Below are 26,111 nucleotides of genomic sequence, written 5' to 3'. Positions count from 1 at the left end.
TGGTGGGTCGATAGGGTCTTTACACCCTTTTTGACAACTGTGGAGCCTCCGTTGAAGCGCCTGCTCATCCCCCTCGCCGCCGCCGGCCTGAGCGCCGCCGTACTGGCCTCGCCCGCCAACGCCGCCCCGTCCTGGGCATCCGAAGATCTCCTGACCAAGCCGGCCGACGCGTACGGCGCCGCCGCTTTCTGGCTCGACTCCAACGGAGCCGCCCTGCGGAAGGCCACGCAGTACAACCTGGACGCCAAGGACGTGCCGAAGGTCGTCAGCTCGGGCAGCAAGGGCGTGCCTGACGGCAAGCCCGGCATGACCGGCCCGACCACCACCGCCAAGGCGACCACCAGCAAGAACGTCAACCTGCCGAAGACCATCGGCAAGGTCTTCTTCCTCGACAAGTCGGGCCACTACCGCTGGTGCTCGGCCACGTCCATCCAGTCGAGGAACCGCAACCTGGTCGCCACGGCCGGCCACTGCGTGTTCGAGAACGGCAAGGACGAGGTCTACCGCAAGTGGATCTTCGTGCCGGGCTACTACCAGGGCAAGGCCCCCTGGGGCGTCTACGTCGGCGCCTACGCCTTCACCGCCTACGACCTCGACACCTACGACGACTACGACGGCGACTACGCCTTCGTCGCGGTGCACAACGGCTTCGCGCTGACGGGCTCCAAGGAGGTCGTCAAGAGCGAGTTCCACGCCTGGGCCGGCGACAAGTGGATCAAGCACGAAGAGATCAAGAAGGAAGAGTACGACGCCGGGTTCGAGAAGTACGGGCCCGCGGGGCCGTACTGGTCGAAGGACTTCGACGTCACGCCGGAGAAGGTCGCGCACAACTACTCGGGCGAGAAGATCCTGACCAAGGTCGAGGTCACGGAGTCGGAGTACGGCAAGGCGCCGAAGGACACCGCGAGCGACGTCAACGGCGAGCAGTACGAGCAGGCCGGCCCGACCCCCATCAGCCAGGAGGAGTTCAAGAAGCTCACGGCTGAGAAGGGCGACGGCAAGTACCTCGGCAAGCTCACGGTCACCAAGGACGCCAACGGCACCGAGACCGCGTGGTTCGAGACCCGCTTCTACGTCAAGCAGTGGGTGAAGGCCGGCAAGACGGTCCGCTACTTCCGCGACCACTACTTCCTCGGCCTGGCCAAGGACCTCGGCCGCCTCGGCGACGTCGTCGGCGGCCAGGGCTTCGCCTGGAACCAGCCGCTCGGCCAGCAGGTGACGGTCTTCGGCTACCCGAGCGCCCCGCACCCCGACGGCGACAGGCCGTACACCGGCGTCACCCCCAAGTGGTGCACCGGCAAGACCGGCACGAAGAGCGTGCAGGTCAACACGTTCAAGGTCGAGACCCACCAGGTGCTCAAGTGCTCCATGACCTGGGGGGCCGACGGCGGCCCGTGGCTCATGAAGTACAACAACAGCAAGCGCACCGGCTACGTCAACGGCGTGACCAGCGTCTTCGCCGACAACGACGGCAACGACCGGATCGACACCATCAGCTCGGCCATCTTCGACGGCGAGACCGCCGACGTCTACAACAAGGCGAACTTCGCCGAGACGAAGAAGATCGTCGGCCCGAACGGCGAGCTCCTGAAGTGACCTCACGCCGGGCCCGGGTCACAGCCCGGGCCCGGCACGGGGTTCACACGGCGGTGAGCTCGCGCGTGCGCTCGCGCAGCGCGGCCACCGGCCGCTCGTTCTTGTAGGGCTCCAGCCGCCGCCGCAGATCGGCCGCGTACGACCGCGACCGCGCCGACTGGAGCTCGGCGGCCAGCGTCAGCGCGCCGGCCGCCGCCGAGCACGCCTCCTCCAGCTCCCCGCACTGCAGCAGCCCGGCGGCCAGCAGCGACAGGTTGAACATGCGGCCTCGCACGTACCGGGAGTCCATGTCGAGCGAGCGCCGCGCCTGGCGCACGACCCGCTCTCCCTCCCCGAGGTCGCGGAAGCAGTGGGCGAACTTGGCGGACAGGTAGGCCTCGTCGAAGTAGCTGAGCCACTTGGGCTCGTCGGCGGGCTTGCGGGCGTCGAAGGCGCACTCGGCCTCGTGCAGGGCGTGGCCGCAGGAGCGGGCGTCGCCCAGGCCGGCGTGCGCGTGGGCCTCCAGGACGTGCGCGGAGGCAAGGAGGGTCTTCACCCCGGCCGCGCGGGCCGCCATCTGGGCGGCTCTGGCCAGGTCGAGGGCGTGGGCCGGCTGGCCCATGTAGATGGCCTGGTGCGCCATGCCGGCCAGGATCTCGCCGCCCAGCGTCTGGTCGTCGGCGCCCCTGGCCAGGCGCAGGGCCTGGATCAGGTACCGCTGGGCGAGGCCGTGCTGCTCCATGTCGTAGGCCATCCACCCCGCCAGGCGGGTCAGCTCCGAGGCCGCGGCGGCCAGTTGCCTGCCGGTGGACTCGCCGTACAAGCCGTCCTTGAGCAAGGGTGAGACGGCGGTGTCGAGGTACTTGACCACGGACGAGCGGACGCGTCCGCTGCCGAAGCGGTTGTCGAGCTCACCGAACGAGCGGGTGACCTCGTGGATGGCGGCGACGTCGGCGCGGCCCACCCGCCGCGTCCCGGTGCCGCTCGGGTGCCCCTCAGAGGGCGATGTCAGCCAGCGTACGGCTCCAACAGAGCCTGCTCCTATCGCGAACGTCGAGTCGATCAGGAACCTCCGTCTCTCCACATCGGCCCGCCACAGCGCCGTCACGGTCGCGACCCCCTCCTGCCAGGTGTGCGTGAACTCCTGTCCAAGATCAAGGGGTGTGATGACGGCCGGCATGCCGAGGTCCTCCGACGAGACCGGCCTGCCCAGCCGGAGCGCGAAGATCTCGGTGAGCAGGCACGGGACCGGATCGCGCGGCCTCTGGCCTCCGATCCAGCGCAGGACGGAGCTGTGGTCGTACTTCAGGCCCGGCGTGCCACGCGCGGCTCCCAGATCGTTGAGGCGCCTGGCCAGTCCCTTGTGGGAAAAACCCGCCTCTGCGATGAGCTGCTGCAGCAGTCGATTCGGCTCGCGTTCCATCGCTCTCCTCGTCACAGGAGTCGGCGCCCACATCATTACAGAGAGCTACTGTTATAGCACCTTGCGTAAAGGGATTATGGCAGTTCCCAAAGGTCACCCAAACTCCATCCCACACCGCGGGCCGTCCTGCGCGTGCGCGGGCGGCCCTGGCTCCTGGACGGGGATCTCAACTACCCACGAAACGCCCCCGTAACCCGAAAGGGAGAACGACCTGGTGGGAGACGGTAAAAATTGGGGCGAGCGAGGGCCGGAAAGGGCTCTCTCGCTCGCCGGGAGACCGCTAGAGGCGTGCGACCCCGTCCGCCCGGGCCTGGGCGGCCACGGCGGCCGTCACGGCGGGCGCGACGCGCTCGTCGAACGGGCTCGGGATGATGTACGTCGCCGTGAGGTCGTCACCGACCACGCCCGCCAGCGCGTTGGCCGCGGCCACCTTCATGTTCTCGGTGATCGCGGTGGCCCGCACGTCGAGGGCGCCCCGGAACACCCCGGGGAAGGCCAGCACGTTGTTGATCTGGTTGGGGAAGTCGGAGCGGCCGGTGGCCACCACCCTGGCGTGCCTGGCGGCCACGTCGGGGTGCACCTCCGGCGTCGGGTTGGACAGGGCGAACACGATGGCGTCGGGCGCCATGGACGCGATCGCCTGCTCCGACACCGTCGACCCGGACAGCCCCAGGAACAGGTCGGCGCCCTCCAGTGCCTCCTCCGTGGAGCCGGTGTGGCCCACCCGGTTGGTGTCGCGGGCCAGCGCCTGCTTGACCGGGTTGAGGCCCTCCCTGCCCTCGTAGAGCATGCCCTTGGAGTCGGAGACCGCGATGTCGCCGATGCCCGCCTCCAGCAGGATGCGGGTGACGGCCACGCCGGACGCGCCCGCGCCCGCCACGACGGCCCGCAGGTCGCCCAGCGCGCGGCCGGTCAGCCGGGCGGCGTTCTGCAGGGCGGCCAGCGCCACGATCGCGGTGCCGTGCTGGTCGTCGTGGAAGACCGGGATGTCGAGCAGGTCGCGCAGCCGGTCCTCGATCTCGAAGCAGCGGGGGGCGCTGATGTCCTCGAGGTTGATGCCGCCGAACGAGGGCGCCAGGCGCACCACGGTCTCGACGAGCCCGTCGACGTCGGTGCAGTCGAGGCAGATGGGCACGGCGTCGACGCCCGCGAACTCCTTGAACAGCAGCGCCTTGCCCTCCATGACGGGCATGGCGGCGGCGGGGCCGATGTCACCGAGGCCGAGCACCGCGGTGCCGTCGGAGACGACGGCCACCACGTTGGAGACCCAGGTGTAGTCGTCGGCCAGCGCGGGCTGATCGGCGATGGCGGTGCAGACCCGGGCGACGCCGGGCGTGTACGCGAGCGACAGGTCGTCGGCGTCGCGGACGGGAACGGTGGAGCGGATCTCGATCTTGCCTCCCCTGTGCAGGGCGAAGGCGGGATCGAGGTCGGGTGTTTCGACGGAAGCAGAAGCGGGCGTGGCAGCCACAGCGACCCCTGTAGTCATCGGTAGCGGAAGTAACCTTCGGCGGACGAGCGCGAGCGGGCTGGCTTCGGTAGCTGCCAGGATCCCCTCGCCGGTCGTCTGGTGAGGGGGTTCGGGGGTCACCCGTCTCCCCATCTTGCCACATGCTGAGATGGTCTTCGGTGTCGGCGCCGACGCCGTTCTGTTGACGCATCGTTAAATCCCGGGTGACAGACCGCAGCTAAACCCCATCTAAACTGCACAAAACGCAAGTTTCCTGGCTTTTCACTACGAGGAGGCCGTACATGGCCCTCAGACCCCTGGGCCGCCGTGGCTACGCCGCCGGCGCGCTCGCCCTGGCCACTGCGCTCACGCTCACCGCGTGCGGCAGTGACACCGGCTCGGGCACCGGCACGACCAGCGCCGGGGCCAGTGCCTCCGCCGCCGGCGGTGCCAAGCTGGTGCAGCCCGGCAAGCTCACGGTCTGCACGAACATCCCGTACGAGCCGTTCCAGTTCAAGGACGCGAGCGGCAAGATCGTCGGGTTCGACGTGGACATCGTCGACCTCGCCGCGAAGAAGCTGGGCGTGACCCAGAACATCGTGGACATCGACTTCGCCGTCATCAAGAGTGGCGCCGCCATGGCCGCGAACAAGTGCGACGTCGCCGCCGCGGGCATGACGATCACCGACGAGCGCAAGCAGAACATCGACTTCTCCGAGCCCTACTTCGACGCCACGCAGGCCCTGCTGGCCAAGAAGGGCACCGGCGCCGCCTCCCTGGAGGACGTCAAGGCCAAGGGGCTCAAGCTGGGCGCCCAGGCCAGCACCACCGGCCTCGACTACGTCAAGAAGCAGGGCTTCGACCCGACCGAGTACGCCGACTCGGCCAAGGAGCTGCTGGCCCTGCAGGCCGGCCAGGCCGACGTGATCGTCCAGGACCTGCCCGTCGTCCTCACCTGGCTGAAGAAGCCCGAGGTCGCCGCCAAGTTCGAGATGATCGGCAGCCTGGACACCGGTGAGCAGTACGGCATCGGGCTGAAGAAGGGCGCCGACCCGACCCTGCTCAAGACGATCAACGAAGAGATCGCCAAGGCCAAGCAGGACGGCACCTACGAGAAGATCTACGTGAAGTGGTTCGGCAAGAAGCCCGGCGAGCTGGGCTGATCCATGGCCGACCAGCCGAAGACGGCTGAGCCCGGGCGTACCGGGCTCAGCCCTCGGAAAAAGCAGCAGGTCAGCCGGGGTGTCCAGTACGTCATCCTGGCCGCCGCGCTCGTCGCCGTCGTACTGTACGCCGACTGGGCGAGCCTCGCCCAGAACTTCGCCAAGGCCGACGTGGCGAGTGCCGCGCTGCCCGAGCTCTTCACCGTCGCGCTGCGCAACACGATCATCTACACGGTGGGCGGGTTCGTCTTCGCGTTCGTGGTGGGCCTGGTGCTCGCGCTCATGCGGCTCTCTCAGGTGCGCCCGTACCGGTGGATCTCGCTCATCTACATCGAGATCTTCCGCGGGCTGCCCGCGCTGCTGATCTTCCTGCTGATCGTGTTCCTGCCTCTGGCGCTGCCGGGCTTCGAGGTGCCCGGCGGCACGTACGGGCAGGGCATCCTGGGGCTCGGCCTGGTCGGCGCCGCCTACCAGGCGGAGATCTTCAGGGCCGGCCTCCAGGCCGTGCCCAAGGGGCAGACGGAGGCCGCCAGGTCGCTCGGCATGTCGGCCACCCGCGCCCAGATCACCGTCGTGATCCCGCAGGCCATCCGGATGGTCATCCCGCCGACCACCAACCAGTTCGTGGCCCTGCTGAAGGACTCGTCGCTGGTGCTGTTCCTCGGCGTGTCCGGCGAGTACGTCGAGCTGGCCAAGTTCGGCAACGACCTGGCCTCCCAGTACGCCAACGCCACGCCCATCATGGTCGCCGGCATCACGTACCTGATCGTGACCATCCCGCTGGGTTACCTCGCGTCCCGGCTGGAGGGGCGTAAGGGGAGGAATCGATGACAACCCACGCCATCGAGCTGCGCGACCTGCACAAGTACTTCGGCAAGAACGAGGTGCTCAAGGGCATCGACATGACCGTCGACCCGGGCCAGGTGGTCTGCGTCATCGGCCCCTCGGGCTCGGGCAAGTCCACCCTGCTGCGCTGCGTGAACCTGCTGGAGACGCCCACCAGGGGCAAGGTGTTCGTGGAGGGCGTCGAGGTCACCGACCCCGACGTGGACCTCGACGCCGTACGCCGCCGCATCGGCATGGTCTTCCAGCAGTTCAACCTGTTCCCGCACATGACCGCGCTGCAGAACGTGATGATCGCCCAGCAGCGGGTGCTGAAGCGCGGCAAGCGCGAGGCCGAGGTCATCGCCCGGGACAACCTCGACAAGGTGGGCGTCGGCTCCAAGTGCGACTCCCTGCCCGGCCAGCTCTCGGGCGGCCAGCAGCAGCGCGTCGCGATCGCCAGGGCCCTGGCGATGAGCCCCAGCCTGATGCTCTTCGACGAGCCCACCTCGGCGCTCGACCCCGAGCTGGTCGGCGACGTGCTCACCGTCATGCGCAAGCTGGCGGAGGAGGGGATGACCATGCTGGTGGTCACCCACGAGATGGGCTTCGCGCGGCAGGTGGCCGACCGGGTGGTGTTCATGGACGGCGGCGTGATCGTCGAGGACGGCGCCCCGGCGCAGGTCATCGGCGACCCCCAGCAGGAGCGCACCCGCACGTTCCTGCACCGCGTCCTGCACCCGGAGGACTAGCCGCCAGGGGCGGGGCGCGCCGGGAAGCTCTCCTCCCGGGCGCCCCGCCTTCTGCTGTAATAGACCGGCATGGACCTCACCTCTTACGCCGAGTGGGCGGTCCGGCTGGCCAACGACCCCGACCCGCCGCCCGAGCTCAGGCGCCTGCGCGACGAGCTGGCCGCCGTCTTCGACGCGGCCGGCGACGAGCGCGCCGTGGCCGGGCGGCTGAACGCCCTGCTGGTGCGCTATCCCGTACGCCCCCAGCTCTCCGACCACGACGGCCACGGCTGGCACCTCCACCTGGCCGAGGACCCGGCCGCGACCGCCGTCATGGGCCTGGCCTCGGTCGTCGCCGAGCTGGGCGTGGACCGGCTCGGGCGCTGCCGAGAGCCGCGCTGCGGGCTCGCCTTCCTCGACACCTCCTCCAACCGCTCCCGCCGCTACTGCTCGGCCCGCTGCGCCAGCCGCGCCAACGTCGCCGCCTTCCGGGCCCGCCGCAGGAACGGCTCCTAACCCTTGCGGGGAGCCCTGCGCAGGAGCGGCCAGTAGCGCAGCACCACGCGCCCCACGATGTCGTGCACCGGCCCGAAGTCCCAGCTGTCGCGCCGCCCGCTGGCCCGCTGGTTGTCGCTCTCCAGCCACCACCCGTCGGCCCCGTGCCACTGCGCCCGCTTGACGATGAGCCGGTCGGGGTCGCCGGGAAGCCTGGCCACCACGAGGTCGCCCGGGTGCACGGTGGCCCCCCGGCGCACCAGGAGCCAGTCGCCCGGCGCCAGCGCGGGCCGCATCGAATCCCCTTCGACACGCACTCTCATCGTCTAGACCCCCCACTCCGCAGGCGTTGGCACACGAGTAAGGTCGTTCATGGACCAAGCTGATTCAGCATCCAGGAAGGACTTTCTGATGCTCGCACGACTGCTACGACCCAAGCATGTCGCTTCCGCACACTGCGACCTGCCCTGTGGGGTCTACGACCCCGCTCAGGCCCGCATCGAGGCCGAGTCGGTCAAGGCGATCATGGAGAAGTACGCGGCCAACGAGGACCCGGTCTTCCGCGCCCGCGCCATCAAGATCAAGGAGGAGCGGGCCGAGCTGGTCAAGCACCACCTCTGGGTGCTCTGGACCGACTACTTCAAGCCGCCGCACCTCGAGCAGTACCCTCAGCTCCACCAGCTCTTCTGGGACGCCACAAAGCTCGCGGGCGCCGCGGGCGCCAAGGGCACCGTGGAAGTCGCCAAGGCCGAGGACCTGCTGGGCAAGATCGACGAAATCTCCAAGATCTTCTGGGAGACCAAGGCCGCCTAAAACGGCACATAAGGCTCTGTGCGGTTACCAACCGCACAGAGCCTTTTCCGTAGATGGCGAGTCTGATTCATCCAAGCACCTCTGAAGGGCGGTAAGTTGCAGTCAGCGTCGGATTCGCGAGGAGGAACGTGACCGAGGAAACCGAGACGCGCGCGGAGGGCGTGGCAGGCATCCGAGACGTGGTGAGCATCAGGCTCCCCGCGGCGAGTGCCTACCTGTCTGTGCTGCGTACGGCAACCGCCGGCCTTGCGGCGCGGCTTGACTTCACCCTGGACGAGATCGAGGATCTGCGGATCGCGGTCGACGAGGCTTGCGCCATGCTCCTGAACGAGGCGGTGCCCGGCACCGACCTCACCGCGGAGTTCGAGCTCACCGGGCAGGAGATGCAGGTCAGGGTCGAGGTGGCGACTGTCGGCAGCTCCGCGCCCAAGCGCGACGACTTCGCCTGGATGGTGCTGACCGCCCTGGCCGACGACGTCGACGCGGTGACCGACTCCCCTGATCGCATGGCGATCGTCCTGCGTAAGCGCCGAGGCGCGGCGAGGCCGGCGTGACGGAAAGGACTGGAGCCATGGCCACCAGCGAACACGCCGTGCCCGACAGGGTGCGTGCCCGCATGCTCTTCGCCGAGCTGGCCGAGCTGGGCCCCGAGGAGCCGCGCCGCCAGCGCATCAGGGATGAGCTGGTCGAGCTTCACCTTCCTCTGGTCGAATACCTGGCTCGCCGCTTCCGCAACAGGGGCGAGTGGCTCGACGACCTCACGCAGGTCGCCACCATCGGGCTGATCAAGTCCATCGACCGGTTCGATCTCAACAGGGGCGTGGAGTTCTCCACCTATGCCACGCCCACCATCGTCGGCGAGATCAAGCGGCACTTCCGCGACAAGGGCTGGGCGGTCCGCGTGCCGCGCAGGCTGCAGGAGCTGAAGCTCTCGCTGACCAAGGCGATAAGCGATCTGTCCCAGCGCGAGGGCCGCGCCCCGACCGTGGCCGAGCTGGCCTCCTACCTCAAGATGACCGAGGAGGAGGTGCTCGAAGGGCTCGAGTCGGCCAACGCGTACTCCACCGTCTCGCTGGACGCGCCCGACTCGGGAGACGACGACGCTCCCGCGGTGTCCGACTCGCTCGGCATCGTGGACGAGTCGCTGGAGGGCGTCGAGTACCGCGAGTCGCTCAAGCCGCTGCTCGAACGGCTGCCGCCGCGCGAGAAGCGCATCCTGCTGCTGCGTTTCTTCGGCAACATGACGCAGTCGCAGATCGCCACCGAGCTGGGCATCTCGCAGATGCACGTCTCGCGCCTGCTAGCCCGCACGCTGGCGCAGCTGCGCGAGGGCCTGACCGCCGACGACTGAGCCCGGCTTTCCGCGCGTCGCCGCCCACGCGGCCCGATGTGCGGAAAGGGGTCTAACGGCGTGACGGGTCCGCGTCCGAGGCCTGGCCGTCTCCGTAGAGCGCCTGCGTGGTCGGGGGAGCCAGCAGCGTCACGAGCCCCGCCACGGCCACGACGATCATGGGGATCCCGAGCTGCGGCTGACTCGACGTGATGAGGGTGCCGCCGACGGGCAGCATGAAGATCTGCGTCAGCACGCCCGGCGACCTCCCCCACCGCTCCATCTTGACCAACCCGCCCCAGGCCACCCAGAGCAGGCCGGCCCCGACGAGCACCGCGAACCCGGCCACGGCCAGGGCGCTGATGAGATCGTCCGGCGCCCCGATCAGGGTCTGCACCGCGACGTAGACGCCGAGCCCGAGCGCGACCAGCCCCTCCAGGGCGACGACCGCGGCGGCGATGAGCAGGGTAAGCGGGCGACCGTTCACGTCCGTACCCTACCTCCCGGGCAGGACGGGCCGGAAAATAGGACGTTCGGCCGATAAGTCGGACAAGGCCACCGGCTACGCTGGCGATATGCGCGCAATGCTGCTGGTCAACCCCAAGGCCACGACCACGAACGCCCGTACGCGGGACGTGCTGATCCGCGCGCTCGGCGCGGCGGTCGAGCTCGCCGTCGAGGAGACCCGCTACCGCGGGCACGCCGCCGCCCTGGCGGCCACCGCGCGGGCCAAGGGGTACGACGTGGTCGCGGTGCTCGGCGGCGATGGAACGATCAACGAGACGGTCAACGGCCTGCTGAACCCGGTGAACGGCGGCGACGAACCGCCGAGGGCGGACCCGAGCACCGGCCGCCCCGGCCTGATCGTCATCCCCGGCGGCAGCGCGAACGTCTTCGCCCGCGCGCTGGGCCTGCCGAACGACCCCGTGGAGTCGACCGGCCAGGTGCTGGAGGCGCTCAGGGAGGACCGGCGCAGGACCGTGGGTTTGGGCCAAGCCCTTTGGGAGGGACAGAGCCGCTATTTCACCTTCTGCTCGGGAATGGGGTACGACGCAGAGGTTGTACGGGCCGTGGAGGGCCTCAGGGGCACCGGGCGTAAGGCTACCCCTGCACGGTATGTGAACACGGCTCTGAGACACTATCTGGCCACGGACAAGCGGCATCCCGCGATGACGGTGACCGGCCCCGGCATCCCGCCCGCGGAGGGGGTGTTCATGGCGATCGTCTCCAACACCTCACCGTGGACGTTCGTGGGCAGCAAGCCGGTCCGGCCCACCCCGTGGGCGAGCTTCGAGACCGGGCTCGACCTCCTCGGCATGCGGCGCATGGGGCCGATGACGCTGGCGAAGGTGATCCGGCACATTCTCACGGAGAGTGACATCCTTCCGTCCGGCCGGCACCTCGTCCAGATGCACGACGAGGCCGAGATCACGCTCACCGCCGACCGTCCCGTGGCCTTCCAGCTGGACGGCGACTACCTGGGAGAACGCGAAACCGTAACATTCCGGTCTACACCGAACGCATTACAAGTTCTGGTCTAGCCGGTTACATTCGGTCATTGTGTGACGCATCCGACATCCATAACCGCCAAAACTTCCCGCCAACCCCCTTGCGTGCACTCTGCGTGGCTGACAGGCTCGTTCATGACGTCGGAACGTAGGACCTTTAAACACCCCAGGGTCCTCCGATGATCAGCGGACAACCCCGGTCCTCACAGGATGCGGGTAATTGTTCGCGCGAGTTAGTGAAACTCTTCACAAAGTAGTAGCCGCACGGAGCCGACCAGAGGCTCCATCTACTAAGGAGTGGACGCATGGACTGGCGCCACCGAGCTGCCTGCCGTGACGTGGACCCCGAGCTGTTCTTCCCGATCGGCAACACCGGCCCGGCACTCATGCAGATCGAAGAGGCCAAGCAGGTCTGCCGTTCCTGCTCGGCGGTCGAGGCCTGCCTGAAGTGGGCGCTGGAGTCCGGCCAGGACGCCGGCGTCTGGGGCGGCCTGAGCGAGGACGAGCGCCGCGCGCTCAAGCGCCGCTCCGCCCGGGCTCGTGCCCGCGCCACCGCCTGAACCTGTCACACCCAAGAACATACGCGACGCCGGTCCGCGCGCAGCAGCGGCCCCCGTCGTTCAGCCGGCGCGTTCAGCTCGGCGGGAGCGGGATCGACAGGACGACCTCCGTGCCTCCGTCCTGGCGCGGCTCAATGGTGAGCCGCCCGGACAACTCCCCCTCGACCAGCGTACGCACGATCTGCAGCCCCAGACTGGTGGAGCTGTCGAGGTCGAAGCCGACGGGCAGGCCGCGGCCGTCGTCCCAGACGGTCACGTTCAGCCGCTCGTGCGCGGGCTCGACCACCACCTCCAGCCGCTTGGGCCGGCCATGCTGCAACGCGTTCTGCAACAGCTCGGTCATCGCCATGGCCAGCGGTGTGGCGATGAGCGAGGGCAACACCCCGAACTCCCCCACCCGGCGCGGCGTGACGCCCACCTCCGGTGAGGACACCTCTCCCGCCATCGCGATCACCCGATCGGCGATCTCGTCGAAGTCGACGAACTCCTCCGGCGCGTGCGACAGCGTCTCGTGCACGATCGCGATCGACCCGACCCTGCGCACCGCCTCCTCCAGCGCCTCCCGCCCCTCGGGCACCTGAAGCCGCCTGGCCTGCAGCCGGAGCAGCGCGGCCACGGTCTGCAGGTTGTTCTTGACCCGGTGGTGGATCTCGCGGATGGTGGCGTCCTTGGTCATCAGCTCGCGCTCGCGCCGCCGCAGCTCGGTCACGTCCCTGATGAGCACCAGCGCGCCGATGCGGCCGCCGCCGACGATCAGCGGGATGGCCCGGAGCTGCACGATCGTGCCGCCGGACTCGACCTCGGTCTCCTTGGCCGCGCGCCCGCTGGCCACGATCATGAGGTCCTCGTTGATCGGCTCGTCCGAGTAGCACAGCGTCGCGGTGACCCGGCCCAGCTCGGCGCCGACCAGGTCGGCGTGCAGGCCGAGCCGGCGGTAGGCGGACAGCGCGTTCGGCGACGCGTACGTGACGCGCCCCGCCCTGTCGAGCCGCAGCAGGCCGTCGCCCACGCGCGGCGAGCGCACCAGGATCGGCTCCTCGCCGGAGAACGGGAAGCGCCCTTCGGCCACCATCTGCGCCAGGTCGGAGGCGCTCTGCAGGTAGGTCAGCTCCAGACGGGACGGCGTGCGGGCCGAGGAGAGGTTCGTGGAGCGCTGGATGACCGCCAGGAAGCGGCCCTCGCCGCCCTCGACCGCCCGGCGCACGGGGATGGTCTCCTCGCGGACGGGCACGCCGGTGGACCAGTCGGGGTCGCCCTCGCGGCAGATGCGGCGCTCGTTCCAGGCCGTGTCGATGAGGCTGCGCTCGCCCTTGGCGGCCACGGTGCCGACGATGTCGTCGTGGTAGACGGTCGGGCCGGTCGTCGGGCGCATCTGGGCGATCGCGATCCAGCCGCTCTCCCCCAGCAGCGGCGCCCACAGGATGAGGTCGGCGAAGGACAGATCGGCCAGCAGCTGCCAGTCGGAGACCAGCGAGTGCAGCCAGTCGAGATCCGCCTCGTCGAGCGCTGTGTGACGGGCTACGAGGTCGCTGAGAGTCGGCACGAGTGCATCATGCGTGCTTTCCCCCGCAACAACCAAACCGACTCCCGGTGAGAGGGGGCAGGGTCGGGCCGATAGGGGACGAGCAGGCAGAGTTCACGCCAGCGGGGGCATAAGACCATATGGGTGAGGGGTCAATCTCATATTGTGAGAACCATCACAGGGTCGAAGTCGCCGGATCCCAGACGGGACGGTGCGCGGCGAGCCGGAGGTGATCCACACGGGCAGGTGGTTCTTCCGCGACACGGCGCGCGAACCGGCCTCGGTTGTGATCGCGCGCGCTGCTGTGGATATCCTTCACAATCAACCTGAGCTGCCCGGATCCGCGTGTGCTCACACCCGTACGCGCCCGGAGCCTGCGGGCCGCTCCTGCCCGCGGTTGACCGCTCGGGCCAAAGTGAGTTCCGATGATCTCGCGGTGATCAGACACGCCCTCACCGCCGTGGCAGAAGTGAAGGTGAGAGCGTGACAGACGACAGCCCCCGCGTTCCCAAGTACTACGACGTGAAACGGGCCCTGCTCGAGCTCACCAAGACCCTGCCCCCCGGCACGGCCCTGCCGCCCGAGCGCACGCTGGCCGTACGGTTCGAGACCTCGCGCACCACCGTCAGGCAGGCGCTGACCGAGCTGGTCGTCGAGGGGCGGCTGCTGCGCATCCAGGGCAAGGGCACGTTCGTGGCGCAGCCCAAGGTGGCCCAGGTGCTGCAGCTCACCTCCTACATCGGGGATCTGCGCACGGCCGGTCTGGAGCCGGACACCAAGATCCTGGAGATCGGCTACATCACCGCCGACGAGGCGCTCGCGCGGCGCCTGGCCATCAACCCGGGCGGGCGCGTGCTGCGCATCCACCGGCTCAGGCTGGCCAACGGCGAGCCGGTGTCGATAGACACCACCCACCTGTCGGCGCGCCGCTTCCCCCGCCTGCGGCGCGAGCTGGAGGTGCACGCCTCCCTGTACGAGACGCTGCACAACGCCTACAACGTGCGGCTGACCGACGCCGAAGAGATCATCGAGACCGTCCTGGCCACCCCCTACGACGCCAAGGCGCTCGGCGTGGACGTCGGCCTGCCGATGCTGCTGCTCACCCGGCACGCCTTCGACGCCGACGGCAACCCCGTCGAGTGGGCGCAGTCGCTCTACCGCGGCGACCGGTACAAGTTCGTCACCCGCCTGCGGCGCCCATGAGCGTCCTGGTCGTCACGGGAACCGGCACCGGCGTCGGCAAGACCGTCGTCACGGCGGCGCTGAGCGCGCTGGCGCTCGCCCGCGGGTCCGCGGCGGCGGTGGTCAAGCCCGCGCAGACCGGGCTGGCGGCCGGCGAGCCGGGCGACGTGGACGAGGTCATCCGGCTGTCAGGCGTCACCACCACGTTCGAGCTCGGCCGCTTCCCCGGCCCCCTGCCGCCCGCCGCGGCGGCCCGGGCGGCGGGAGTGCCGCCCGTGTCGCTGTCCGCGGCCGCCGGGCTGGTGCGGGAGCTGGCCGAGAGCAGCCGCCTGGTCGTCGTGGACGGCGCCGGCGGGCTGCTCGACCGCTACGACGAGGAGGGCGCCACCCTCGCCGACCTGGCCCGCGCCCTGCGCGCGCAGGTCCTCGTCGTGGTGCGGCCCTCCCGCGACACCGTCAACCACACCGCGCTCACCCTGGAGTCGCTGGCCCACCACGGGCTCGACCTGGCCGGGATCGTCATCGGCCGGTGGCCGGCCACGCCCGGTCCCGTCGCGTGCGGCAGCGTGACGGATCTGGAGATGCTGGCGGCCAGGCCGCTGGCCGGCGTGCTGCCCGAGGGGCTGGGCGGCCTGCGGGGGCGCCAGGAGTTCGCCGAGGCGGCCCGCCAGGGGCTGGGCGCCACGCTGGGCGGCGCCTTCGACCCGCTGGCCTTCAGGCAGCGCCACAGCCTCTAGCCGCGCGGTCCCGAGGGTGGGGTTAACCCCACCATGCACCGGCACACCAGACCCATTTCGCGTCCTCGCTCCAGGTCAATACCGTTGAGGCATGAAAGTCCCCCGTCCCTGGTCGGCGCGGGCCTGGCTGGACACGGCCCATGTGATGACCGGTTTTCCGGTCGCCGTGCTGCTCGGCGGGCTGACGCTGCTGCTGGCCGTGGCGCCGCCGCTGCTGCAGCGGGCCCTGCCGTGGTTCACCAGGGTGCAGCGCTCGCGGCTGCGCGCCTTCCAGGGCGTGCTCATCCCGCCCGTGCCCGCCCCGGCGAGCTGGCGCGATCCGCTGACGTGGCGGCAGATCGGCTACCACCTGCTGTCGCCGGTGGTGGGCCTGGCCGGCGCGGCCCTGGTGGCGTTCGCGTGGGGCGGGGCGGTGGTGGGGCTGCTGGCGTTCCTGCCGCCCAAGCTGCAGGAGCCCCCGCTGGAGTTCGCGCTCGACCTCAGGGACAACCGGGTGCAGCTCGCGTTCATGCTGATCGGGCTGGCGCTGCTGGTGCTCGCGCCGTTCCTGGCCCGCGGCATGGCGGCGCTGGACCTGTCGGTGGCCCGTACGCTGCTCGGGCCCAGCCGTACGGAGCTGGGGCAGCGCATCGAGACGCTGACCGAGAGCCGGGCCGGCGTGATCGACGCGGCCGACGCCGAGCGCCGCAGGATCGAGCGCGACCTGCACGACGGCGCCCAGCAGCGGCTCGTCTCCCTGGCCATGAACCTGGGCCTGGCCAGGGCCACGCTGACCGACCTGCCCGAGCCGGCCCGCGAGGCCATCGAGCAGGCGCACGAGGAGGCCAAGCAGGCGCTCAAGGAGCTGCGCGACTTCGTCCGCGGCCTGCACCCCGCCGTGCTCAACGACCAGGGCCTGGACGCGGCGCTGTCCGGCGTCGCGGCCCGCGCGCCCTTCCCCGTCAAGCTGCGCGTCGACATCGAGCGGCGTACCACTCCGACCATCGAGGCGGTGGCGTTCTTCACCGTGTCAGAAGCACTGACCAACATCGCCAAGCACGCCGCGGCCAAGCGGGCCGAGGTGAGCGTGCGGCGTGAGCGCGATCGCCTGCACGTGCTCGTCTACGACGACGGGTGCGGCGGTGCCAGGATGGACGGCGGGACCGGGCTGCGCGGCCTGGCCCAGCGGATCGACTCCGTGGACGGGACTCTACGGCTGTCCAGCCCGCTGGGCGGACCGACGACGATCGAGGTGGAGCTGCCGTGCGAGTAGTGCTCGCAGAGGATTCCGTGCTGCTGAGGGAGGGCCTGATCCGGCTCCTGGCCGCCGCCGGCATGGAGGTGGTGGCGGCCGTGGACGAGGCGGAGGGGCTGCTGCGGGCGGCCGAGGAGCACAAGCCGGAGCTGGTCGTCACCGACGTCAGGATGCCGCCCACGCACACCGACGAGGGCCTGCGGGCCGCGCTCGTGCTGCGCCGCCAGCAGCCGGGCCTGGCCGTGCTGGTGCTCTCGCAGTACGTCGAGGAGCGCTACGCCGCCCAGCTCCTCGCCTCCGCCTCGGCCGGCGGCGTCGGCTACCTGCTCAAGGACCGGGTGGCGGACGTGACGGAGTTCATCGACGCGCTGCGCAGGGTGGCCTCCGGCGGCACCGCGCTCGACCCGGAGGTCGTGGCCCAGCTCCTGCTGCGCGGCAACAGCGACCCGCTGGAGCGGCTCACGCCGCGCGAGCACGAGGTGCTCAGGCTGATGGCCGAGGGCCGCTCCAACGCCGGCATCGGGCAGGCTCTGGTGCTCAGCGAGGGGGCCGTGGGCAAGCACATCGGCAACATCTTCACCAAGCTCGACCTGCCGCCCGCCGAGGGTGACCACCGGCGGGTGCTCGCGGTGCTGCAGTTCCTCAAGATCCGGAGCCTGCCGTGAGAGCGGTGTGGCTGGCGGCCGGAGCGGCGGCCACCGTGTTCGCCCTGCTGGTGTCCACGACGCTGCTGTGGCGCGGCTTCGCCAAGGCCAGGACCCCGACGGACGTCACCATGCGTTCCATCCCGTTCGACGGCCAGGAGCTGCGCATCAAGGCGGGCAAGGGCCAGGTGAACCTGTGGGTGCTGTCGGGGAAGGCGGGCGAGCTGCTCATCCAGCGCTCGCTGAGCTGGTCGCGCGACCGGCCCACCGTCACCGAGGACTGGGACGCCGACTCCGCCACGCTGCGGCTCGACGCCGTGTGCCCCGGCTCCGACCAGCCGCGGGGGCCGATCTGCGAGGCCGACTACGTGGTGGCCGTGCCACCGGAGACCACGCTCGAGGCCGCCACGTCCGTGGGCGCGCTCGTGGTGTCCGAGCTCTTCGGCGACCTGCGGCTGACGACCGTGTCCGGCAACGTGCGCGTCAACGCGCTCGCCGGGGACCTGTGGGTGCGCACCGGCACGGGCCGCGTGGACGGCGACCGCCTGCGCAGCGAGCGGGCCGACGTGGAGGTCGGCTCGGGCAACGTCGAGCTGACCTTCCGTAGCGCGCCGTCCCAGGTCAAGGCGACGGTGCGGACGACGGGCGACGTCCGCATGCACGTGCCGCCCAGCCTGTACGCCGTCACGGCCGAAGGCGCCAACACCACGCTCGACGTCAAGATGTCCCCCAACGCGTCAAGGAAGATCACTGTGAGGGCCCCCGATGGCCTCGTGAGCGTGTGCTGCCGATGAAAGTCTGTTTACCTGTGTGACTGGTTGGTAAGTTCCCGGCATGGAGTCTGCGAAGCACGCCGGTGACGCCGCCGTCGCCGTGTCCAAGGCCTACGGTGTCGAGACCATGTTCACCCTGTCGGGAGGGCACGTCTTCCCGCTCTACGACGGCGCCGTGCACGAGGGCATGCGCATCCTCGACGTACGCCACGAGCAGAGCGCGGTCTTCGCCGCCGAGGCGACCGCCAGGCTGACCAGGAAACCCGGCCTGGCCGTGCTGACCGCGGGCCCCGGCATCACCAACGGCGTCAGCGGCGTCGCGACCGCCCACTTCAACGGCTCCCCCGTGGTCGTCCTGGGCGGCCGGGCGCCCCAGTCCCGCTGGGGCAGCGGTGCCCTCCAGGAGATGGACCACCCGCCGCTGCTGGAGCCGATCACCAAGCTGTCGTTCACCGCGTCCGGCGCCGATTCCGTCGGCCAGGACGTCGAGGTCGCCTTCCGCACGGCGGTCGCGCCGCACCGCGGCCCAGTCTTCCTCGACTTCTACATGGACCACCTGTTCTCCCCCTCGCCGGCCCACGAGGTGCACACGCAGTCGCCGTCGCCGCTGGAGCCCGACCCCGACGACCTGGCGGGCATCGCGCGGCTGCTGGCGGAGGCCGAGCGCCCCGTGCTGGTGTACGGCTCCGACGTGTGGATGGACCGCGCCGAGGAGGCCGCCCGCGACTTCGCCGAGACGTGGCGGCTGCCGGTCATCCCCAACGGCCAGGGCCGCGGCATCCTGCCGTCCGGCCACGAGCTGCTCGTCACCCGGGCCCGCGGCCTCGCCTTCGCCCAGGCCGACCTGGTCATCGTGGTCGGCACGCCGCTCGACTTCCGGCTCGGCTACGGCTGGTTCGGCGGCAAGGACGGCGCGCCGCTGGCCAGGGTGGTGCACATCGCCGACGCGCCCTCGCAGCTCGCCACGCACATGCAGCCGGCCGCCTCCGCCGCCGGCGACCTGTCGGTGGTGTTCTGGAGCCTCGGCACGGCCTGCGGCGAGGCGGGGGTCAAGCCCGACGCGTACGCCTCGTGGGTGACGAGGCTGTCCGAGGCGGCCGCCGCGGCCATCGCCGGCGACGCCGAGCTGCTGGCCTCCGGCTCCGACCCGATCCACCCGATGCGCGTCTACGGCGAGCTGAACCGGGTTCTCGACGACGACGCCGTGGTGATCGGCGACGGCGGCGACTTCGTCTCCTACGCCGGCAAGTACGTCGAGCCGAAGCAGCCGGGCAACTGGCTCGACCCCGGCCCGTACGGCTGCCTGGGCACCGGCCTGGGCTACTCCATCGCCGCCCGCCTGGCCAGGCCGTCCTCGCAGGTGGTGCTGCTGCTCGGCGACGGCGCCGCCGGCTTCTCGCTGATGGACGTCGACACCCTCGTCCGCCACAGGCTCCCGGTCGTGATGATCTGCGGCAACAACGGCATGTGGGGCCTGGAGAAGCACCCCATGCAGATGTTGTACGGCTACGACGTGGCCGCGGAGCTGCAGCCGCAGTGCCGCTACGACCAGGTCGTGACCGCGCTCGGCGGGGGCGGCGAGCTGGTGACCAAGCCGTCGGAGATCGGGCCCGCGCTGCGCAGGGCGTTCGACTCCGGCGTGCCGTACCTGGTCAACATCGCCACCGACCCGCAGATCGCCTACCCCCGCAACACGACGGGGGTGTGAGCGGCCCCCTACGACTTCTTCGGCGTGGGGCTGGGGGTCGGGGTGGGCGTGGGCGAGGCGTCCTCGGGGCAGACGCTGTCGACGACGACCAGGGTGACCGTGGTGCCCTTGGTGACCGACTTGCCCGCGCCCGGCGTGGACGCCTTGACCCGGCCGCAGCGCATGCCGTCGGTCGTGGTGGTCTGGTCGTCGGGGTTGGACAGCAGGCCGGCCGCCTCGACCATGTCCACCGCCTCCAGGTAGCGCTTGCCGATCACGTTCGGCATCAGCACCTTGTTGGCGGACGTGGTCGGGGTGGGCGTCTTCGACGCCGAGGGGGTGGACGAGGGCGTGCTGGACGGCGTCTTCGTCGGCTCCTCGGTCTCGTCCGGCGTCGGCGTGGGCTGCGCGACCCGGGTGGGAGGCCTGGACGTCTGCCTCGTCGGCTCGGGCTCGGGGTCGGGCTCCGAGGTCTTGGTCACGGGCTTGGACGGCGGCTTGGTGGTCTCCGTGTCGTTGCCGACGGGGGTCTCGATGACCGTCTGCTCCGGGGCGCCGAGGGGCATGCCCGTCAGCGCGACCGCGGTCGCGCCCGCGCCGAGCACGACCGCCGCGGCGATGCCCGCGATCAGGCCCGTCCTGCGCGGCGCCTTGGCCGCGCGCCGGCTCCCCCGCCGGTCGGAGATCGCCGTGTCCTCGTGCGCCATCCGGGCGCCCGTCTGGTACGGGTTGGCGTCGTGCTGGCCGGTCTGCTGGAACTGGCCGGTCTGCTGGAACTGGCCGGTCTGCTGGTACTGCTGGCCGGGCTGGGCGTACTGCTGGCCCGTCTGCGGGTACTGCTGCTGCTGCTGGCCCGGGGGCTGCTGGTACTGCTGGCCCGTCTGCTGCTGCGGGGGCTGGGCCATGGTGGAGCCGGTGGCCAGCTCGGGCACGGCGGGCGTCTGCCCGCTGGCGATCGCCCTGGCGGCCTCGCTCATCGCGCGCGCGCTCGGGTAACGCCTGGCCGGGTCCTTCGACAGGGCGATCTCCACCAGCGTGCGCACCTGCTGGGGGATGTCCTGGGGCAGCGGGGGCGGAGCCTCGCGGATGTGCTTGAGCGCGATCGTGACCGCGCTGTCGCCGTCGAACGGCCGCTGGCCTACCAGGCACTCGTACGCGACCACGCCGAGCGCGTAGATGTCCACAGCGGGCGTCACGGGGGCGCCCTCGGCCTGCTCGGGAGCGCAGTAGGCGGCGGTGCCGAGCACCATGCCGGCGTCGGTGAGCCGGCTGGCGATGTCGGAGCGGGCGATGCCGAAGTCCGTGAGGACGAGCGTGCCGTCGCGCTGCACGAGCAGGTTGCCCGGCTTGACGTCGCGATGGACGATCCCCTGGTCGTGCACGGCCTGCAACGCCGACGCGGCCTGCGCGATGAGCTCCATGGCCGGCTGCGGCGGGATGCGCCCCAGCCTGCCGAGCAGGCGATCGAGCGGCTCGCCGTCGACGAACTTCATCACCAGGTAGACGGTGTCGCCGCTGACGCCGTAGTCGTAGACGTCGACCACGCCGGAGTGGTTGATCGTGGCCATCGCCCGCGCCTCCCCCTGGAAGCGAGCGACGAATCCGGGGTCTTCCATGCGGCCGGGGAGCAGCACCTTGACGGCGACGGTGCGTGCGAGCACGACGTCCTCGCCTCGCCACACCTCGCCCATGCCACCGGCGCCGATGCGGGTATCCAGCCGATACCGCCCCGCCAGCGTCGTCCCTTGGGCCACCATGATTCCCCCGCTACCCCCCTACGTCCCGGAACCCATTTACCTCGCCCACCCCGCGGATCTCCAACAAAGCGAAGTTTTGTCGCGGTGAGGTAACACAGTGGTCACGGAACTCAGAGAGTGTACGACTCACCTGACCCACATGCCACTCAAATGCCTCAAGCCGTACAAAGCCTATCCTGGGGCCTTCCTCCCCGACTTGTCCGCGTTTCCGGGAAGTCAGCGGCCTCATGAGAGGCTCGTCCCATGACGCTCACGCCAGGTCTCCGTGCCCAACTGCTCATCATGGTCGAGATGGAGGACACCGCGAAGCGGATCGGCAGCGGAGACGTTCCCGTGCTGGCCACGCCCCGGTTGCTCGCGCTGGCGGAGGCGGCGACCGTACGCGCCGTCGAGCGGCACCTCGCCCCCGGCGAGACGTCCGTCGGCACCCGGGTCGAGCTCGAGCACCTGGCCGCCAGCCCTCTCGGCACGCACGTCCAGATCGGCGTGGAGCTGACCGAGGTGGACGGCCGGCGGCTGGTCTTCGCGTTCGAGGCGCACGACAAGCACACCGTGGTCGGCAAGGGCACGATCGAGCGGATCGTGGTGGACCGCGCCACGTTCCTCGCCCGCGCTACTCGATGACGGCGATCAGGTCGCCTTCCTGGATCACGTCGCCCTCGGCCACCTCGATCCGCGCCACCACGCCGGTGTCCTCGCTGAGCACGGGGATCTCCATCTTCATGGACTCCAGGATGACCAGCGTGTCACCCTCCGAGACGGTGTCGCCCTCCTGGACGACCACCTTCCACACGCTGGCCACCATCTCGGCGTGCACCTCAGCCACCGGGACTCCCCTCGTTCACACGCGCCCGCGGTCGATCACCCGGGCGAGGGCCTCGACCGCATGAGGATCGTACGCGCTCCCCGACGACAGCCGGATCCGCTCCAGCGCCGCCCCGCCGCGGTCACGATCGGTGGAGGGCCCGACCAGGTCGTCGTAGGCGTTGGCGACCTTGATGATGCGGCTCGACAGCGGCGGGTCGTCGGTGATCGGCTCGCACTGCCTGCTGACCACCTCGGCCACCCGGTCGAGCACCCCTGTCTGCCTGATCACCTCCGCGCCCAGCTCGGCGATGCGGCGGGCCTGCTCGGGCTCGGTCAGCACGGTCGCGCCGCCGGGGATCGGGTCGCGCAGCGAGAGCTGGCCGATGTCGTGCATCAGCGCGGCGTACTCCAGCTCCAGCAGCTCGGGCTCGGCCATGCCCAGCTCCCTGCCGATGGCCACGGCCAGGCGGCTCACCCGCCGCGAGTGCCCCGGCTCGACGTAACCGCCCACCTCGGTGACCCGCGACAGCGCGCGGACGGTCTGCAGGTAGGTCGCCCTGATCCCGGCGTACTTGCGGAAGGCCACCTGCGTGACCAGCAGCGGCGCGGCGAACACCAGCAGCGCCACCAGGTCCATGCTGTGCGTGGCCAGGGCGAGCAGCACGCCCGACGAGGCCACGGCGGCGCCCAGCGGAAAGGCCATGTTGATCTCGTCGCGCACCGCCACCCTGAACGCCGTGCGCACCTGCTCGGCGCGTAGCAGCGCGGCGATCAGCACGTCGATGAGCAGGGTGATCGCGATGAGCGTGACCATGACCACCAGTGCCGGCCACCACGTCTGGGTCGGCGGCTTGGTCATCTCGTAGAGCGGGGCCGCCAGCGGCCGGAACGCGAAGGCCAGCAGCGCGCCGGTGAGCAGCCGCCTGGCCATCGCGTCGAGCCGGGGCGGGCGGCCCACGGCCAGGTGCGGGAGCGCGCCGGCCGTCATGCCCACGGCGATCACGGCCACGACCTGCAGCGCCGAGTGCTCCAGCGGGACCTGGCTGAGGTCGAGCAGCAACGTGTAGCCCAGCGCGGCGGCGGCGCCGATCGGCGCGACCTCCCTGTTGCCCGGCATGGTGAGCCTGGCCAGCTCGCCGACCGCGATCAGCGCGCCGAACCCGACCGCGATCTCCGGCCGCTCCAGCCCGACCGCCGCCGTGTGGGCCACGCCGGCCAGCGCGACCAGCCCCGCCGCGCAGATCAGCAGGAGCTGGCCGGAGTCGAGGCGGCGCAGGACCGTGTTCAGCGACCGTCCGCTGGTGCGCCTGACGCGCTCTGTAGTGATCATGAGCCGGTCACGACCTGGATGGGCATCGTCGGGTCGTCGTGGTCCTTGATCGTCGCCTCCGCGGCGTCGGGCGGCGGCTGCTCGACGCGGCGCGGCGGCTGCCACGGCTCGTGCTCCAGCGCGCGGATGAACGCCGCCACCATCACCGGGTCGAAGTGCGTGCCCGCGCTCTTGCGCAGCTCCTCGACGGCCTCGGGGACGGGCCTGGCGCCGCGGTAGGAGCGGTCGGAGGTCATCGAGTCGAACGCGTCGGCCACCGCGATCACCTTGGCGAACTCGGGGATCTCGTCACCGGCCAGCCCCATCGGGTAGCCGGTGCCGTCGTGTTTCTCGTGGTGGTGCATGATCCCGGCGTACGCCTCGTCGAGGAAGCCGATGCCCCTGACGATCTCCAGCCCGCGCATCGGATGGAGCTGGATCGCGGCGAACTCCTCCTCGGTCAGCGGCCCGTCCTTCTGCAGGACCTTGGTGGGCACGCCGAGCTTGCCGACGTCGTGCAGCATGCCGGCGTAGCGGATGGCGCGCACGCGCTCCAGCCCCATGCCGATCTCCTGAGCGATCATGGAGGAGGCGTGGGAGACGCGCGTGCAGTGGCCCCTGGTGTAGTAGTCCTTCGTCTCCACGGCCTGGCAGAGCGCGGCGATCGTGGCGTCGTACGAGCGCTGCTGCGCGTGGTACTGACCGAACGCCCACCGCGCCACGAACAGCGGCAGCAGCACCAGCACCGCCGAGATCGACGCCACCGTGGCCCACAGGCCCGCCACCAGCAGCCCGAACGTCCCGTATCCCAGGTAGGACAGCAGGAACTGGGCCATGCCGCGCATCGGCACCTCGGTGGCCCGCACCTGGGTGGCCAGCCCGACCATGGTGAGCGTGAGCGCGATGTTGAGCGGCACGAAGACGGCGGTGGCGGCGGCGTACGGGCCGATGAGGTCGTCGAAGGCGTTGACCTCCGGCACGCCCACGCGGCCGTCCAGCGCCTCGTACACCCGCCCCGCGACGAAGCCGCAGATGGCGAACTGCGCGCCGTTGAACAGCCGTTTGATCAGCGGCAGCCCCGGCCGCACGCTGAGCACGGCGGTCAGGCCCACCAGCGCCGCGCCCTCGGGGCCGAGCAGCACCACGGCGGCGAGCGAGGCGGAGAAGCTCACCGACACGGCGAACTGCTCCACGTTGAGCAGCGTCGGCATCGACTCGCACACCAGGAACAGCAGGGCGAGGACCAGGAGGATGTCGAGGTCCTCCGTGGCCACGGGCGCGCCCGAGACGATCACGCCGCGTACGACGAGCACGGCCGCCGCGCCGATCACGGCGACCAGATAGACCCTTGCGGGCCACGGCAGATCACGCATTGCGGCCCCCCACGGCGATCAGGTCCAGGACACCCCAGGAGTGGCCGCTCCGCCGATCAGCATGATCACCGGGGTGACCAGCACGACGGCCGTGAGCAGCCGGGCGACCGTAACCTTGAACATCCACATGCCTCCACGTCGACTTGTGGAGTTCACGCTACAGAACCCGACGTGGCCGCATGGGCGGAGTCGGAAATCGCAAGCAAAGCGTAATCAAGCCACTACTTCGTGCGACGTCCCGCGGCCCACTCGACGGTCTTCTTCACCCCGGTCGACAGGTCGGTGCGCGGCTGCCAGCCGAGCCCGTCGTGGGCGGGCACCGGATCGACCGCCATCGCCGGCAGGTCGCCCACGCGCGGCGGCGCGAAGCCGGGCTTGTCCTGGGCGCCCGCGGCGTCGGCGATCAGCGAGTGCAGCCGCCGGTCGGTGGTCTGGATGCCGGTGCCGAGGTTGAAGCGGCGACCGTTGCCGTCGGAGCCGCACGCCCTGACGAAGCCGTCGACCACGTCGCCGACGTAGACGTAGTCGCGGGTCTGGGTGCCGTCGCCGTAGAGGACCGTGGGCGTGCCGCCGAGCAGGGCGTCGGTGAAGATGGCCACCACGCCCGCCTCGCCGTCGGGCGACTGGCGCGGGCCGTAGACGTTGGAGAGCACCAGCGTCGTGTACTCGATGCCGTACAGGGCGCGGAACGTGGCGAGGTAGATCTCGCCGCTGAGCTTGGAGGCGGCGTACGGCGAGCGCGGGTCCGTGGCCGCGTCGCCGGGCACGGGGATCGTGGCGGGGCGGCCGTAGACGGCCACCGACGAGGCGAACACCACCTTGCGCGTGCGCCCCTCGTGGGCGGCGTTCAGCACGGCCGCCGTGCCCTCGACGTTGAGCCTGGCGTCGTGCGCCGGGTCGGTCACGCTCTTGCGCACGCTGATCTGCGCGGCCAGGTGACAGACGACCTCCGGCTGCAGCTCGGCCATCAGCCCGATCAGCGCCGGGTCCCGGATGTCCATCTCGTGCAGCCGGAACCGGTCGCTGCGGGCGGCCTCCACCAGGTTGTCGCGCGTGCCGGACGACAGGTCGTCGACGACGTGCACCTCGTGCCCGTCGGCCAGGAGGCGATCGACGAGATTCGAACCGATGAAGCCGGCACCCCCGGTGACCAGAACACGCATGCAGGAGATCCTAGTCGTCCGGCCCTTCCGGTCTGCCAGCCCCTCTGGTCGTC

The 26,111-nt window shown here is 70.5% G+C and carries 27 protein-coding genes; 17 read left to right on the top strand and 10 right to left on the bottom strand.

Annotation, left to right across the window (positions count from 1 at the left end):
- Positions 1 to 51 precede the first annotated feature (51 nt).
- A complete protein-coding gene (locus HD597_RS58650) occupies positions 52 to 1,596 on the top strand; it encodes a trypsin-like serine peptidase (protein WP_253757524.1) in 1,545 nt (514 codons plus the stop codon).
- A 43-nt stretch (positions 1,597 to 1,639) separates the two neighbouring features.
- On the opposite strand, the gene HD597_RS58645 is transcribed toward HD597_RS58650, so the two are convergent.
- Both HD597_RS58645 and HD597_RS58640 read right to left on the bottom strand, forming a co-directional pair.
- The gene (locus HD597_RS58645) at positions 1,640 to 2,998 is read right to left on the bottom strand and encodes an NsdA family TPR-like regulatory protein (protein ID WP_253757522.1); all 1,359 of its coding nucleotides are present in this window, start codon (positions 2,996 to 2,998) and stop codon (positions 1,640 to 1,642) included.
- Between the two features lie 280 nt (positions 2,999 to 3,278).
- Positions 3,279 to 4,487 carry an NAD(P)-dependent malic enzyme gene (locus HD597_RS58640; RefSeq protein WP_253757520.1) on the bottom strand — a complete coding sequence of 403 codons (1,209 nt, stop codon included), beginning with the start codon at positions 4,485 to 4,487 and terminating at the stop codon, positions 3,279 to 3,281.
- 263 nt (positions 4,488 to 4,750) lie between these two features.
- Between HD597_RS58640 and HD597_RS58635 the strand changes: the two genes are divergently transcribed.
- From HD597_RS58635 to HD597_RS58620, 4 genes are all read left to right on the top strand, one after another.
- Positions 4,751 to 5,611 carry an ABC transporter substrate-binding protein gene (locus HD597_RS58635; protein ID WP_253757518.1) on the top strand — a complete coding sequence of 287 codons (861 nt, stop codon included), beginning with the start codon at positions 4,751 to 4,753 and terminating at the stop codon, positions 5,609 to 5,611.
- A 3-nt stretch (positions 5,612 to 5,614) separates the two neighbouring features.
- On the top strand, positions 5,615 to 6,442 hold the full coding sequence (locus HD597_RS58630; RefSeq protein WP_253757516.1) for an amino acid ABC transporter permease: 828 nt from the start codon (positions 5,615 to 5,617) through the stop codon (positions 6,440 to 6,442).
- Positions 6,439 to 7,185: an amino acid ABC transporter ATP-binding protein gene (locus HD597_RS58625; protein ID WP_253757514.1), complete on the top strand. Its 747-nt coding sequence runs from the start codon at positions 6,439 to 6,441 to the stop codon at positions 7,183 to 7,185. Before HD597_RS58630 ends, HD597_RS58625 begins: the two co-directional genes overlap by 4 nt.
- A gap of 69 nt (positions 7,186 to 7,254) precedes the next feature.
- Complete coding sequence (locus HD597_RS58620) at positions 7,255 to 7,680, top strand: CGNR zinc finger domain-containing protein (RefSeq protein WP_253757511.1); 426 nt, start codon at positions 7,255 to 7,257, stop codon at positions 7,678 to 7,680.
- Here the strand turns inward: HD597_RS58620 and HD597_RS58615 are convergent.
- Positions 7,677 to 7,982, bottom strand: a complete 306-nt coding sequence (locus HD597_RS58615; RefSeq protein WP_276083293.1) for a S24 family peptidase — start codon at positions 7,980 to 7,982, stop codon at positions 7,677 to 7,679. The genes HD597_RS58620 and HD597_RS58615 overlap by 4 nt on opposite strands.
- A gap of 88 nt (positions 7,983 to 8,070) precedes the next feature.
- On the opposite strand from HD597_RS58615, the gene sodN reads away from it, so the two are divergent.
- The 3 genes from sodN (at position 8,071) to HD597_RS58600 (ending at position 9,823) form a co-directional block, all read left to right on the top strand.
- Positions 8,071 to 8,472 (top strand): superoxide dismutase, Ni, encoded by a 402-nt coding sequence (sodN, locus tag HD597_RS58610; RefSeq protein WP_148442130.1) that lies wholly within the window; start codon positions 8,071 to 8,073, stop codon positions 8,470 to 8,472.
- 128 nt (positions 8,473 to 8,600) lie between these two features.
- Entirely contained in the window at positions 8,601 to 9,026 is a 426-nt protein-coding gene (locus tag HD597_RS58605; protein WP_225269218.1) for an ATP-binding protein, read from the top strand.
- A gap of 17 nt (positions 9,027 to 9,043) precedes the next feature.
- Positions 9,044 to 9,823, top strand: coding sequence for an RNA polymerase sigma factor SigF (locus tag HD597_RS58600; protein WP_171074665.1), 780 nt, complete (start codon positions 9,044 to 9,046; stop codon positions 9,821 to 9,823).
- A gap of 52 nt (positions 9,824 to 9,875) precedes the next feature.
- Here the strand turns inward: HD597_RS58600 and HD597_RS58595 are convergent, their stop codons facing one another.
- Positions 9,876 to 10,289, bottom strand: coding sequence for a hypothetical protein (locus tag HD597_RS58595; protein WP_253757507.1), 414 nt, complete (start codon positions 10,287 to 10,289; stop codon positions 9,876 to 9,878).
- Between the two features lie 88 nt (positions 10,290 to 10,377).
- Here HD597_RS58595 and HD597_RS58590 point away from each other — a divergent pair, with 88 nt between their 5' ends.
- Positions 10,378 to 11,343 (top strand): diacylglycerol/lipid kinase family protein, encoded by a 966-nt coding sequence (locus HD597_RS58590; protein ID WP_253757505.1) that lies wholly within the window; start codon positions 10,378 to 10,380, stop codon positions 11,341 to 11,343.
- A 272-nt stretch (positions 11,344 to 11,615) separates the two neighbouring features.
- Positions 11,616 to 11,870 carry a WhiB family transcriptional regulator gene (locus HD597_RS58585; protein ID WP_148442134.1) on the top strand — a complete coding sequence of 85 codons (255 nt, stop codon included), beginning with the start codon at positions 11,616 to 11,618 and terminating at the stop codon, positions 11,868 to 11,870.
- 73 nt (positions 11,871 to 11,943) lie between these two features.
- Here HD597_RS58585 and HD597_RS58580 read toward each other — a convergent pair whose 3' ends face one another.
- The gene (locus tag HD597_RS58580) at positions 11,944 to 13,413 is read right to left on the bottom strand and encodes a PAS domain-containing sensor histidine kinase (protein WP_253757503.1); all 1,470 of its coding nucleotides are present in this window, start codon (positions 13,411 to 13,413) and stop codon (positions 11,944 to 11,946) included.
- Positions 13,414 to 13,875: 462 nt separating this feature from the next.
- Between HD597_RS58580 and HD597_RS58575 the strand changes: the two genes are divergently transcribed.
- The 6 genes from HD597_RS58575 to HD597_RS58550 all read left to right on the top strand — a co-directional run bounded on the left by HD597_RS58575 (position 13,876) and on the right by HD597_RS58550 (position 19,670).
- A complete protein-coding gene (locus HD597_RS58575) occupies positions 13,876 to 14,595 on the top strand; it encodes a GntR family transcriptional regulator (RefSeq protein ID WP_148442136.1) in 720 nt (239 codons plus the stop codon).
- A complete protein-coding gene (bioD, locus tag HD597_RS58570; protein ID WP_253757501.1) occupies positions 14,592 to 15,311 on the top strand; it encodes a dethiobiotin synthase in 720 nt (239 codons plus the stop codon). The genes HD597_RS58575 and bioD overlap by 4 nt, the downstream gene beginning before the upstream one ends.
- Positions 15,312 to 15,402: 91 nt before the next feature.
- Positions 15,403 to 16,563, top strand: a complete 1,161-nt coding sequence (locus HD597_RS58565) for a sensor histidine kinase (protein WP_253757499.1) — start codon at positions 15,403 to 15,405, stop codon at positions 16,561 to 16,563.
- Positions 16,563 to 17,210: a response regulator gene (locus HD597_RS58560; protein WP_253757497.1), complete on the top strand. Its 648-nt coding sequence runs from the start codon at positions 16,563 to 16,565 to the stop codon at positions 17,208 to 17,210. The genes HD597_RS58565 and HD597_RS58560 overlap by 1 nt, the downstream gene beginning before the upstream one ends.
- A complete protein-coding gene (locus HD597_RS58555; RefSeq protein ID WP_253757495.1) occupies positions 17,207 to 17,983 on the top strand; it encodes a DUF4097 family beta strand repeat-containing protein in 777 nt (258 codons plus the stop codon). Before HD597_RS58560 ends, HD597_RS58555 begins: the two co-directional genes overlap by 4 nt.
- Positions 17,984 to 18,023: 40 nt before the next feature.
- Positions 18,024 to 19,670 carry an acetolactate synthase gene (locus HD597_RS58550; RefSeq protein WP_253757493.1) on the top strand — a complete coding sequence of 549 codons (1,647 nt, stop codon included), beginning with the start codon at positions 18,024 to 18,026 and terminating at the stop codon, positions 19,668 to 19,670.
- Between the two features lie 8 nt (positions 19,671 to 19,678).
- On the opposite strand, the gene HD597_RS58545 is transcribed toward HD597_RS58550, so the two are convergent.
- Positions 19,679 to 21,406 carry a serine/threonine-protein kinase gene (locus HD597_RS58545; protein ID WP_253757491.1) on the bottom strand — a complete coding sequence of 576 codons (1,728 nt, stop codon included), beginning with the start codon at positions 21,404 to 21,406 and terminating at the stop codon, positions 19,679 to 19,681.
- A gap of 243 nt (positions 21,407 to 21,649) precedes the next feature.
- Here HD597_RS58545 and HD597_RS58540 point away from each other — a divergent pair, with 243 nt between their 5' ends.
- Positions 21,650 to 22,030: a thioesterase family protein gene (locus HD597_RS58540; RefSeq protein ID WP_253757489.1), complete on the top strand. Its 381-nt coding sequence runs from the start codon at positions 21,650 to 21,652 to the stop codon at positions 22,028 to 22,030.
- On the opposite strand, the gene HD597_RS58535 is transcribed toward HD597_RS58540, so the two are convergent.
- From HD597_RS58535 to HD597_RS58520, 4 genes are all read right to left on the bottom strand, one after another.
- Positions 22,020 to 22,232: a biotin/lipoyl-binding carrier protein gene (locus tag HD597_RS58535; protein ID WP_253757488.1), complete on the bottom strand. Its 213-nt coding sequence runs from the start codon at positions 22,230 to 22,232 to the stop codon at positions 22,020 to 22,022. The genes HD597_RS58540 and HD597_RS58535 overlap by 11 nt on opposite strands.
- A 15-nt stretch (positions 22,233 to 22,247) precedes the next feature.
- Positions 22,248 to 23,543: an HD-GYP domain-containing protein gene (locus HD597_RS58530; protein WP_253757486.1), complete on the bottom strand. Its 1,296-nt coding sequence runs from the start codon at positions 23,541 to 23,543 to the stop codon at positions 22,248 to 22,250.
- Entirely contained in the window at positions 23,540 to 24,895 is a 1,356-nt protein-coding gene (locus HD597_RS58525) for an HD-GYP domain-containing protein (RefSeq protein ID WP_253757484.1), read from the bottom strand. Before HD597_RS58525 ends, HD597_RS58530 begins: the two co-directional genes overlap by 4 nt.
- Before the next feature lie 221 nt (positions 24,896 to 25,116).
- On the bottom strand, positions 25,117 to 26,058 hold the full coding sequence (locus HD597_RS58520; protein ID WP_253757482.1) for an NAD-dependent epimerase/dehydratase family protein: 942 nt from the start codon (positions 26,056 to 26,058) through the stop codon (positions 25,117 to 25,119).
- Positions 26,059 to 26,111: the final 53 nt, after the last annotated feature.

Origin of the sequence: Nonomuraea thailandensis, from assembly GCF_024172165.1 — a bacterium.
GTDB classification, from domain to species: Bacteria; Actinomycetota; Actinomycetes; order Streptosporangiales; family Streptosporangiaceae; genus Nonomuraea; species Nonomuraea thailandensis.
The sequence above is the reverse complement of the archived record's forward strand: the minus strand, read 5'-3'. Positions and strand labels throughout refer to the sequence as shown.

Bases quoted from the DNA above. Each gene is read 5' to 3' on its own strand.
- HD597_RS58645 (WP_253757522.1), bottom strand. From the start codon at position 2,998: ATGGAACGCGAGCCGAATCGACTGCTGCAGCAGCTCATCGCAGAGGCG.
- HD597_RS58640 (WP_253757520.1), bottom strand. From the start codon at position 4,487: ATGACTACAGGGGTCGCTGTGGCTGCCACGCCCGCTTCTGCTTCCGTC.
- HD597_RS58635 (WP_253757518.1), top strand. From the start codon at position 4,751: ATGGCCCTCAGACCCCTGGGCCGCCGTGGCTACGCCGCCGGCGCGCTC.
- HD597_RS58630 (WP_253757516.1), top strand. From the start codon at position 5,615: ATGGCCGACCAGCCGAAGACGGCTGAGCCCGGGCGTACCGGGCTCAGC.
- HD597_RS58625 (WP_253757514.1), top strand. From the start codon at position 6,439: ATGACAACCCACGCCATCGAGCTGCGCGACCTGCACAAGTACTTCGGC.
- HD597_RS58620 (WP_253757511.1), top strand. From the start codon at position 7,255: ATGGACCTCACCTCTTACGCCGAGTGGGCGGTCCGGCTGGCCAACGAC.
- HD597_RS58615 (WP_276083293.1), bottom strand. From the start codon at position 7,982: ATGAGAGTGCGTGTCGAAGGGGATTCGATGCGGCCCGCGCTGGCGCCG.
- sodN (WP_148442130.1), top strand. From the start codon at position 8,071: ATGCTCGCACGACTGCTACGACCCAAGCATGTCGCTTCCGCACACTGC.
- HD597_RS58600 (WP_171074665.1), top strand. From the start codon at position 9,044: ATGGCCACCAGCGAACACGCCGTGCCCGACAGGGTGCGTGCCCGCATG.
- HD597_RS58590 (WP_253757505.1), top strand. From the start codon at position 10,378: ATGCGCGCAATGCTGCTGGTCAACCCCAAGGCCACGACCACGAACGCC.
- HD597_RS58585 (WP_148442134.1), top strand. From the start codon at position 11,616: ATGGACTGGCGCCACCGAGCTGCCTGCCGTGACGTGGACCCCGAGCTG.
- bioD (WP_253757501.1), top strand. From the start codon at position 14,592: ATGAGCGTCCTGGTCGTCACGGGAACCGGCACCGGCGTCGGCAAGACC.
- HD597_RS58565 (WP_253757499.1), top strand. From the start codon at position 15,403: ATGAAAGTCCCCCGTCCCTGGTCGGCGCGGGCCTGGCTGGACACGGCC.
- HD597_RS58550 (WP_253757493.1), top strand. From the start codon at position 18,024: ATGGAGTCTGCGAAGCACGCCGGTGACGCCGCCGTCGCCGTGTCCAAG.
- HD597_RS58545 (WP_253757491.1), bottom strand. From the start codon at position 21,406: ATGGTGGCCCAAGGGACGACGCTGGCGGGGCGGTATCGGCTGGATACC.
- HD597_RS58540 (WP_253757489.1), top strand. From the start codon at position 21,650: ATGACGCTCACGCCAGGTCTCCGTGCCCAACTGCTCATCATGGTCGAG.
- HD597_RS58530 (WP_253757486.1), bottom strand. From the start codon at position 23,543: ATGATCACTACAGAGCGCGTCAGGCGCACCAGCGGACGGTCGCTGAAC.
- HD597_RS58525 (WP_253757484.1), bottom strand. From the start codon at position 24,895: ATGCGTGATCTGCCGTGGCCCGCAAGGGTCTATCTGGTCGCCGTGATC.
- HD597_RS58520 (WP_253757482.1), bottom strand. From the start codon at position 26,058: ATGCGTGTTCTGGTCACCGGGGGTGCCGGCTTCATCGGTTCGAATCTC.